General features: G+C 49.1%; 8 protein-coding genes. 2 read left to right on the plus strand and 6 right to left on the minus strand.

Annotation, left to right across the window (positions count from 1 at the left end; translation table 11 throughout):
* Positions 1-169: 169 nt before the first annotated feature.
* On the minus strand, positions 170-1,180 hold the full coding sequence (locus tag BS639_RS23820; RefSeq protein WP_206601182.1) for an MDR family NADP-dependent oxidoreductase: 1,011 nt from the start codon (positions 1,178-1,180) through the stop codon (positions 170-172).
* Between the two features lie 196 nt (positions 1,181-1,376).
* Positions 1,377-2,216 (minus strand): AraC family transcriptional regulator, encoded by an 840-nt coding sequence (locus BS639_RS23825; protein ID WP_084984541.1) that lies wholly within the window; start codon positions 2,214-2,216, stop codon positions 1,377-1,379.
* A 200-nt stretch (positions 2,217-2,416) separates the two neighbouring features.
* On the opposite strand from BS639_RS23825, the gene melA reads away from it, so the two are divergent.
* Together melA and BS639_RS23835 are read left to right on the plus strand one after the other, a co-directional pair.
* Positions 2,417-3,724 carry an alpha-glucosidase/alpha-galactosidase gene (melA, locus tag BS639_RS23830; protein ID WP_055770920.1) on the plus strand — a complete coding sequence of 436 codons (1,308 nt, stop codon included), beginning with the start codon at positions 2,417-2,419 and terminating at the stop codon, positions 3,722-3,724.
* 67 nt (positions 3,725-3,791) lie between these two features.
* On the plus strand, positions 3,792-5,048 hold the full coding sequence (locus BS639_RS23835) for an MFS transporter (protein WP_084984542.1): 1,257 nt from the start codon (positions 3,792-3,794) through the stop codon (positions 5,046-5,048).
* A 26-nt stretch (positions 5,049-5,074) separates the two neighbouring features.
* Here the strand turns inward: BS639_RS23835 and BS639_RS23840 are convergent, their stop codons facing one another.
* From BS639_RS23840 to BS639_RS23855, 4 genes are all read right to left on the minus strand, one after another.
* Positions 5,075-6,046 carry a Csu type fimbrial protein gene (locus BS639_RS23840; RefSeq protein WP_084984543.1) on the minus strand — a complete coding sequence of 324 codons (972 nt, stop codon included), beginning with the start codon at positions 6,044-6,046 and terminating at the stop codon, positions 5,075-5,077.
* 27 nt (positions 6,047-6,073) lie between these two features.
* Positions 6,074-8,446: a fimbria/pilus outer membrane usher protein gene (locus BS639_RS23845; RefSeq protein ID WP_082457319.1), complete on the minus strand. Its 2,373-nt coding sequence runs from the start codon at positions 8,444-8,446 to the stop codon at positions 6,074-6,076.
* A complete protein-coding gene (locus BS639_RS23850) occupies positions 8,418-9,137 on the minus strand; it encodes a fimbrial biogenesis chaperone (RefSeq protein WP_084984544.1) in 720 nt (239 codons plus the stop codon). Before BS639_RS23850 ends, BS639_RS23845 begins: the two co-directional genes overlap by 29 nt.
* Positions 9,138-9,223: 86 nt before the next feature.
* Positions 9,224-9,757: a Csu type fimbrial protein gene (locus tag BS639_RS23855; RefSeq protein WP_055770901.1), complete on the minus strand. Its 534-nt coding sequence runs from the start codon at positions 9,755-9,757 to the stop codon at positions 9,224-9,226.
* Between the last annotated feature and the right edge of the window lie 440 nt (positions 9,758-10,197).

Consider the following 10,197-nt stretch of genomic DNA (forward strand, 5'->3'; position numbering starts at 1 on the left):
CCCTTAACAGCTCGACAATAAACCTTGAGTTAAATTTATTTAAATAAGTTTAATGGATAAGTATTATTAATTACCACAAAAGATAATAACCTTAAGAATAAATAGCTAATTGCAGGCAAGCGAAAACAGCGCAATATAAATTGCGCTGTTTTCTTACCTATTTATATTATTACTCTATACTGACGATCGCCTTACCAAGGTTTCCACCTTTTAGCATGGAAAGAAAAGCGTCTACAATATTATTAAAACCGTGGGTCACTGTGTCTTCTGGCACCACTCTTCCACTTTGAATATGAGGAATAATGAATTCCTCCAGCTCGTCCTGTAAATTTTTATAGTCGCGCACCAGGAAGCCTTGCAGAGTTAAGCTCTTACCCACAATATCAAACAGATTATAAGGGGCAACGGGCGGCGTTAACGCACTATATTGCGCGACTGCGCCGATAAGCGCCGCGCGCCCAAAATCTTTAAATGCAGCAATAGCAGCCTCTAGCTGTTCACCGCCCACATTGTCCAGATAAACATCGATGCCTTCAGGAATGACATCACGTAACTGAGCGCTTACCTTGCCAGACTCATAGACAAACGCATCGGTATAACCGAGTCTCTCAGTCAGAATTTTGGATTTTTCAGCATTGCGTGTGCTACCAACAATGCGTTTTGCACCAAGCAGAGCCGCAAACTGCGCCGCTGCCGAACCCACCCCGCCTGCCGCCGAGGAGACATACAGTGACTCACCGGGCTGCAAACGGGCAATTTTGGTCAATGCCACCCAAGCGGTAAGTCCCGTACCTCCTAGCAGACTGAGCCATGCACGTAACGGCACGCCCGCAACGGGGGCAATGACGCGACCTTCTTCCGGCGTTACCTGTGCATAGGTCCGCCAACCTTTGCGGTGTAATACCCAATCGCCTGGATGCAGTGCTGGCGTATTCGAGCGTATCACTCGCCCAATCGTTCTGCCCTCTAATGGTTCGTTTAATTCCCAGTCGCCGTCCATACATTCCCGCATATAAGGATCGACAGAGAAATGGACGTTTTCAACCCATGCAGCCCCTTCTCCCAAGGATCCCAGAGGCTGCTCAACAAAGCGAAAATTCTCTGCGAGAGGTTCGCCGTGGGGCCTGGAAATTTGATGAACCAAAATATTATGCTGATTTATAAAGTTATCACTGCTCACATTAACTACCCTGTTAATCATTAACACGAAAGGTAACTGTAGTATCGGTTGGGTGAGGAGTTAAATGCGGATTAAGCAATAATTCTTAAGTTATTAGCATAAGCCTGCGTTTTTCCGGGTCTTTAGCCTGGCAACAGGCTGTTCTGGCTTGATTCCCGCTGGCACGCTTGAGTGAAAATAACCATTGAGAGGTGAGTTAGTGGCCGTTTATCGTCGATGAGAAGTACGCCTGACGCCACTGCGTCGGTGACACGCCGTGCACCTGTTTGAAGGCTTTTGAGAAATGAAGCTGGTTTTCATATCCTACCGAAATGCCCACCACTTTCACCGCTGTGTGTTCATTACACAGCAGGCTGATGGCGATACTCATGCGGAAATTGAGTAAATACTCCTTGGGGCCAATGCCATATTTTCCCTTGAACAGTCGGCACAAATAGCTGCGGTTAATATTGCAGTGGGCAGACAGGCTCTCAATGGTGAGGTTTTCGTGATAGCGGTTTTCAATCTGTTTGACTGCTTTTCGCAGATGCTGCGCCTTGTCATTATGCTGTTCGGCGGTCTCCTGCTGCATATTACCGATGAGCGCCGAGAAAAACAGATAACACAGGCCGAGCACCTTCAGGCGATGCTCATCACCGTGGGTGACTATTTGCCGCAAAATGTGTTCGGCATTGGGATTTTCTTCAGGCTGATGGGGCCGATAAATGGGGAATTGGCGACTAAGGCGGCATTCTTCAAAAATCTTGTTGGCAATCAGCCCGTCCACCTCCAGCCACATGTAATGCCAGGGGTGGTGTTTGTCGGCGCAGTAGGTGGTGACGTCATGCGGATGGATCAAAAATCCCTCGCCCGCCGCGACGGGAAATGAACCGTAATCGCTGTGCAAAACACCGGTGCCACTAATCACATAATGGAATAGATAATGCTGACGCACCGCGGGACCAAAGCGGTGGCATTTCTCGCAATTTTCCTCGCCATACTGGTAAAGATTTAACTCGATATTATCGGTACGGCTCAGGGTAAAACTCTTATGCATCAGTCATAGCCTCTAATTTATTTCCTACGGTAGCAGTGTAGTTGAGGTTGTCTGGGTCTATGACTCGTAGATTAGGATCTCGCTCACAGTTTTTATCGTGCGTCATTTTTCGCCATAACAAGGTCACATTCGTCTATATCTCAGCCGCAGATTGCAGGGTAATTTCTGCTTATCGAAAACGGCAGCAATGGAGAAATATGATGATTAAAGTCACCTTTATGGGCGCAGGCAGTACTATCTTCGCCAAGAACGTACTCGGCGATATTATGGCCACGCCGTCACTGAAAGAAGTCGATATCGCGCTATACGACATTGATCCCGCACGCCTCAACGAATCCTTGGCCATGTTGAGCAATATTAACCGTAATACCAATGCAGGGCGGGCAAAAATAACACCCTATCTCGGTGTCGAAAATCGCCTTGCAGCATTGAAAAATGCCAATTATGTGGTGAATGCCATTCAGGTTGGTGGCTATGATCCGTGTACCATCACCGATTTCACCCTTGCCAAAAAATACGGCTTGCAGCAGACCATTGCCGATACTCTCGGCATTGGCGGCATCTTTCGCGCACTGCGCACCCTGCCGGTAATGTTTGATTTCGCTCGAGATATCGAAGCGGTGTGCCCCGACGCCTGGCTATTGAATTACACCAACCCGATGGCGGCACTCACCGGTGCCATGCTACGTCACACCGGCGTGAAAACGGTGGGACTGTGTCACAGCGTTCAGGTTTGCGCACAAACGCTGCTGCAAAGTGTCGATATGCCTACCGATGATGTGCAGTTCCACATTGCCGGCATCAATCATATGGCGTGGCTACTGGACATTCGCCGCCACGGTGAGGACCTGTATCCGGAAATAAAACGTCGCGCCAATGCGCTACAGGGCAAACATGATGACATGGTGCGTCATGAAATCATGAAAACCTTCGGCTATTACGTGACTGAATCCTCGGAGCACAACGCCGAATACATGCCTTATTGGATTAAGCGAAACTACCCGGAACTCATTGACAGATTTAATATTCCGCTGGATGAGTACCCGCGTCGATGCATTGAGCAGATTGAAAAATGGCAGCAACAAAAGCTGGCGCTGACTCACGACGACAGTTTGACCCACACTCGTAGCCATGAATATGCGTCTTATATCATTGAGGCTATCGAAACCGATAGGCCTTATAAAATTGGCGGCAACGTCCTCAATACCGGTTTAATCACCAACCTGCCCACCGAGGCCTGCGTTGAAGTTCCCTGCTTGGTCGATGGACAAGGGATCTCTCCATGCTTCGTGGGCAATTTGCCCGAACAGCTGGCCGCGCTGAACCGCACCAACATTAATACACAACTGTTGACCATTGAGGCCGCCGTTACGCGTAAACGTGATGCTATCTATCATGCTGCACTGCTGGATCCGCATACCTCTGCCGAACTTTCGATCGATGATATTCGCAAGCTCTGCGATGAACTGATTGAGGCTCATGGCAACTGGCTTCCCGCCTACCACTAATCATCCAACCTCCTCAAAACACACAAGGCGTAGGGATACCTGCGCCGTCTAAATGGGACGGTGAGCCATGTTTTATTTAAGAAACAAGAATTTTTGGATCTTCGGTGCCTTCTGTTTTTTCTACTTCTTTATCATGGGCGCAGTGCTGCCATTCTTTCCAATCTGGCTGCACGACGTCAATCAGCTCGATCAACAACAAACCGGTTTAGTCTTCGCCAGCATGGCCCTATTTGCCCTGGTGTTTCAGCCCATTTTTGGCTTCGTCACTGACAAGTTTGGCCTTAAGAAACACTTACTGTGGATGATCATTGTTCTGCTGCTGTTTCTTGCACCGCTGTTTATCTATGTGTTTTCACCGCTGCTGCAAAGCAATTTTTTATTGGGCGCGTTGCTGTGCGGGATTTATCTAGGCTTGGTGTGCAGCGGAGGATCCCCTGCGATTGAAGCCTACATTGAAAAGGTCAGCCGCCGCAGCCAATTTGAGTATGGCCGCGCCCGATTGTTTGGATGCATCGGCTGGGCGATTTGCGCTTCGATAGTCGGCTACATGTTTACCATCAACAACCAGTTCGCATTTTGGCTGGCGTCGAGCTTTGCCCTGGTATTGGCTGGCCTGCTTTATCTGTTTAAACCTGAGAAAAATAACGCGCTGGCAGTGGCGGACGGGCTCGCCTTGAACCATAAACCGATTAAGTTGAAAGCCGCCTTAGGGTTGCTGAAAATGCGAAAATTTTGGTTTTTGGTGATGTACATCGTTGGAGTGGCCTGCGTGTACGACGTGTTTGATCAACAGTTTGCCAACTTCTTCACCTCGTTCTTCAGCGACAGGCATACCGGGACACAGGCGTTCGGCTACGTGACCACGCTGGGGGAGTTTTTAAACGCCTTTATCATGTTTTTTGCGCCGCTTATTATTAATCGCATTGGCGGTAAAAACGCCTTGCTGATTGCCGGAGTTATTATGTCAGTGCGCATTATCGGTTCGTCGCAGGCGGATTCGGTAACGGCGGTGATTTTCCTTAAAACACTGCATATGTTTGAAGTACCGTTCCTGCTGGTCGGTATATTTAAATACATCACCACTCAGTTTAACGTTAATCTTTCTGCATCGATTTATTTATGGGGCTATTGCTTCTTCAAGCAGTTGTCGGCAATCGGCATGTCTTATGCCGCTGGCCTGATGTATGTCAGCTACGGTTTCAAAACCTCTTATTTAATCCTTGGCTGTATCGCCCTGCTGTTCACCTTGATTTCGGCCTTTGCGCTGAGCGGTAAAACGGCAGGAATAAGTCAGGAGGGTTCACGCCCGGTCGCGGTAAATTAACCTGGAGGTAAACCCAATTTGCACATTCAATAAGTGACGTTGACCGTCACGGTATCGGCATAGTCACCAGGGGTGTAATTAGCATTTGGGACGGTGGCATAAACCGTATAACTCGTTGCCGAACCTGTACCAGTACCGGCAATACTGTTCAGCGTAGTGCTGCCCCAAACGGTGCCATTGGGTCCCGGCGTGGAGCTCAGTTGATAGCCAACCTGATCGGCGTTCGGCGCAGACGCAACCATCACGCCGCTGCCTGCGGTATTATTATTCGAGGGTGACAATCCCACGGTATAAGGCGTGGTGTTGGTGCAGTTCACGCTGAAGGTGTTGCTGGACGTGGTATTCACAGCCCTGTTATTGACCGGCCCAAGGCTAATATTGCCATTGGTCGTGACGTTACACTGTTTGGTTATCGAGGCCATGACGATAAAACTGAACGTAGGGCCCGCCGTGGTGCCACAGCCCGCCGGGGGGACGAGTAGCCCGACATTGTACGTTGCGCTGGCGTTAACCGCCGTAAAGTTATCCGTATAGCTGCCCGGAGCGGCAGTCGTCTGGGGCGTGACAAGCTGCCCATAGACGGTAAGACTCCCCGTAGTGGGAACAAGCGCCGAAAGCAGACCTAGGTTGATAATGACCGGCGATGATCCCGCCACATATTGACTCCCCCACACCGTACCATTGGCCGAACCTTGGTATAACTGGTAGTTCAAGCTGCTGGAGGGCGTTCCCGTCGTTGCCATGGTGCGGGGATTGATCTGCGATGTGCTGGTAGACGCACCGATATTGATACACATGTTCGCGCCTGCCAGCGTTTCAAGCAGGCCTTTGGTACAAGAATAGTTAAAGGTCATTGAGGTGTTGTACGTTGCCGCCACCATCGGCGTAACCGTACCAAAGTTTACGTTTGAACCCCCGCTAAAAGTACAGGTTATTGCATAGCTCAAGGTGGGACAAAGCCCTAACGCACCCAGCAAAAAAATTTTTCTCAGCCACATAATGTGGACTCCTTAAAGCCGTTAGCTTTACCTGCAAACTAATGGGCCAATTTGTAGAATACCCTCTGCCTTGAGGGGATAGTCGAACTGAACAGAGCAGACACCTGTCGCCGTGGTTACCAACAGCCGGTTGTGTTGTTCGAGGGAATCAAAGTAGACCATGCCATCAAATCCCACCGGCACACTCTGACCCTGACTGGAATTTAGCTGAACTTGGCTACCCTCAGGTATGACCTTGCCTTGAGCATCAGTCAATATCACCTGCGCAGCCCTCACCGGCGTGATTGTAAAGTTCACCAGAGTACCCGAACGGTCACCCGGCGTGGCGTAAGCATTGACCCGGTTAATACGCGTGTTGGCGGGCAAATCCAGAGGATCGATGGTCAACAGATTTTTTTGATAACTGTTCAGCGGCGTGACCAGCAGCAGTCCTTTATCGTTACTGGTGCCCACGAGATTATTTTGCAGTTTAATCGGCACATTGGGTACGCCGTCTGTAGAGACCACCGCAAAACCATTATTAATTTCCCGTGCGGCAAACAGCCCTCCGCCCATCATTACCACCGCGCCGCTAGCACCGGCATAGCCATAGTGGGTATCCGGCAAACTGCTATAACCGGTGTAAACTTTACCGTAACGTCCCTGATAACCGACTTCACCTTGCCCGCTCTGCTGCGAATCCTGCTGGTTTGCAGCAACGTTCCAGCCCCATCCCCCTTCGGACGGCAGCGACTGAGCGGCATTAAGCAGATAGCCGGTTTTATCGTTATTGCGCTGCACGCTGGTGCTGGCGGACAGGCGATCGCTAAGCGTTACTGATACCGTCAAATAGACGCTGCGGTCGCTGTTGTTGTCGATATTTTGATTAAAACCGGCGTTGAGATAAACCGTATCGGACACTGATTTAAACCAGTTGGCGGTGGCATAGCGTACTGCGCTTTCCTGCGGATAGCGAAACTGCAAATAGCCCACACTGAAATTGCCGAAGTATCCCGTATCAAAGCCGACCACGGCGTTGCCGTTAAGTGCCGGCGGCGCACTGCCGTAATGGGTCGCCACATCATGGTAATTACCGGTGGTGGCCGTAGCGCTGGCGGCGAAGCTCAATTGATTTTGAGACCAGCGATACCCAGCGCTGTAGAGAGAACCGCTCTTGCCTCGGTCGGTGCTGAGCGCCAACGAGGTAGAAAATGTACCGCTGCGGGCGCCGGGGATCCAATCGCTGCTCACCCCACCATTGGCCAGTCCATCAGTCGCTTCTGAGTGAATGCCTGCGGTAAAGCTATTGCTGACCCCATAGCGCCAGGTGCCACTGACGGCCGGTGAGCTGCCATAGTCATAAGAAGAATAGCCATAATTTTTGCGCACCACGCCCAGTTCTGCTGACCAGTCGGTAAAACCCTGACGCAGCAATTGCTGGTCGTTATAAAAAGAAAAACTTTGTGTCGTTGTTCTGCCAAGGGCATCCGTCATCACTACCTGCGCATTCCCGGCACCGCTGATATTGGGCATGGTGTTGATTTCAAAATTACCTGCCGGAACCTGGCCGTTATAATACTTCATGCCGTTAACAAACAGTTCCACACTGGAAGGTAACGTCGCTGAACCTAAAAATGACGGCAGAGGCGCAGTGCGGAGATAAGGTTGCAGGCTATAATCGGTGCCAATCTGAATACCGGCAATACGCGTGGGGCGTGACCAGGATAATGAGCTGGTCAAGGTATCACCCACCGTTAATGCCAATAACTTGTCGGGAAAAGAAGAGCGCCAGCTGGTATCCAGACGGCTGAACTCACGGCGCTGACCCACATTATTATTCTGCTCAGCATATTGCGTAAGCTGGGTTGAGCTAAATACTCCAGCAGAATTAAAAGCGCGCAGCTCGGTAAAGGTATTGGCGGTGATGCCTTGCTGTTGTGCAGTATAAATATCATAGTTCAACAGCACGCCACGGGAGTTAGATGCCGTAGCGTGTTCAGCATCCAACGTATTAAGCTCAGTGGTGCCTAAATCTAATAGTCCCAAAGGGGCATGCAGCGACAGCGTCTGCAAATGAGCATCATAATCTATTTGCAGCTGCGCAATATCATTCAGACACACCGCGTCGGTAGTTTCTTTGGGCAGCCGGAAACCTAACTGCCGCAGATTCGCAGCGCTAGCGTAAAGTTTTTTATCGGCATAACCAAAGTGAGCTAGGCCCGCATGATTGCCATTAACGGTTACATCAAGATATAAATCGACGCCGGGGACGTGCGTATTGTCATTAATAATACCTTCCGCTGCACCGCTAACGTTATTAACGTCAGCGATGGCGCCACATGATATTAATATTCCGTTTAGTAAAACGACTTTCGCCAAACGCCGTGGGTTCTTATAAATTCTGTAGGGTTTTTTCACCATTTATAGTTACTTCAATCTTGCTGCCATGAGTAGAGTTATCGCCAGAGACTGGTAATACCCAGCGCATAGTCGCTCCGGGAAGAACGTAACCTAATAGTCCAGGGGTCATTGTTTTACGAACACCTTGAGTATTTATATAGGTTGCTGCTGATAACTGAGCATGGCTATTTCCCTGATTATGAACTTCCATAAAAGAATTATTGCCCACATGTACAAGCGCCCACTGAAGTTTAACCGTGCTCGGCGGCATGCTTGCAGCTTGCAGAAATACAGGTACTGAATAATGCAAAACAAACTGTAATTTATTTTTTTGCAGCGTCGCAGGAGGTAATTCATCGATAGACAATCGATATGAGTCTTCCTGAGTTGCAGAAGAAGCACTGGTGCGTATTATGCGGATCAGTTGCTTCTCGCCGGGTGCCAACGCCAGCATCGGCGGGCTGGCAACCAATCCCTGAGAAGGCGCTAAACTATCGCCGTAATTATTTTGACTCCAGCGATATATACGAACCTGAGCATTGACGACATTGTCGCCTTCATTGCTTAACCACAGGCCTCCGGCATTTTCATTGCCCGGCAGCGTTAATGTTACCGGAGAAACCTGCAGGCCGCTGGCAGCAGCCTCGGTTCCCCAAACCGTTGTCCCTAACAAACATGCGAAAACAAACTGCCGCACAAGCAATTTCAACATAGTCCCCTTTCCTGGATCGGTAATTCTGGTTCAGTAGCTTATTTCGAGATCAGTGCGTAATTGTTGATCGAATACTTAATTCTGGATCAGTAGTTAACGTTAACGGTGACGACGTCGGCATAGGCATCCGGTGTAAAGTCGGCACTCGCGGCAGTCGCATAGACGGTATAAGACTGTGACGCCCCCGTCCCAGTGCCACCTACGCCATTACCCGCAGCTGTAGTGGTCGCCGTATTTCCCCATACCGGTCCGGTCGCAGAGGTTTGATTCAGCTGGTAAGGCACTTTATCGGTATTGGTAGCGAAGTTAGCCACTGAAGACATAGAACCTGCACCGGTAGTGTTACCGCCGTTGACAGCAGAAGGAGCCAGCCCAATGAAGTAAGGCGTGGTTTTAGAACAGTTAACATTGATAGTGTTATTGGCTGTGGTATTAACTGCGCTGGACGGAACTGTTGTCCCCAGATTAATGTTGGAGCCAGTTCCGGCGGTCACGGCACAAGACTTAACGATGGTAATAAGTACCTGAAAAGTTCCGGTTGCTGTGGCTGCATTTGCAGAAGGGATAATGGCTAACGCCATGCAAGATAAAAGTAAACTTGGTGCCAACTTTGATTTCATATCTCAACCCTCATGATGGAAAGCAATATTTTTATGATATGCAGCTAACGAACACATTAGTGAATATAATGTAATAGCGATAGTTGCGCTAGTTTGAAATTAACTAATGAGAGGGAATCCACAATTTGACTTCCCCAGTTGCGTTTATTGAATCATTACCTAGAGCATAAAGGATTTTGATATCATACTAATTATTTAATAGTCATTTAATTTGACTATCAAAAAACAGATTGATGAAAAGGGTCCCCTTGGCCCCACACCTCACCAAGAAAAAGCTTAACACAATGAAATTAATAGATTTTATACCAACCCCGCTCCATTAGGCTTGGATGTGGTCGGTTTTACAAGTACCAACAATCTTTAATAGACAGGTCTTCCCCCCTTTCATTCATGCACAAAGCCGAGAGTGTAGAAGCCATTGATACTGCTAGGTTATGTAT

Source organism: Rouxiella silvae (genome assembly GCF_002093625.1).
Lineage (GTDB): Bacteria > Pseudomonadota > Gammaproteobacteria > Enterobacterales > Enterobacteriaceae > Rouxiella > Rouxiella silvae.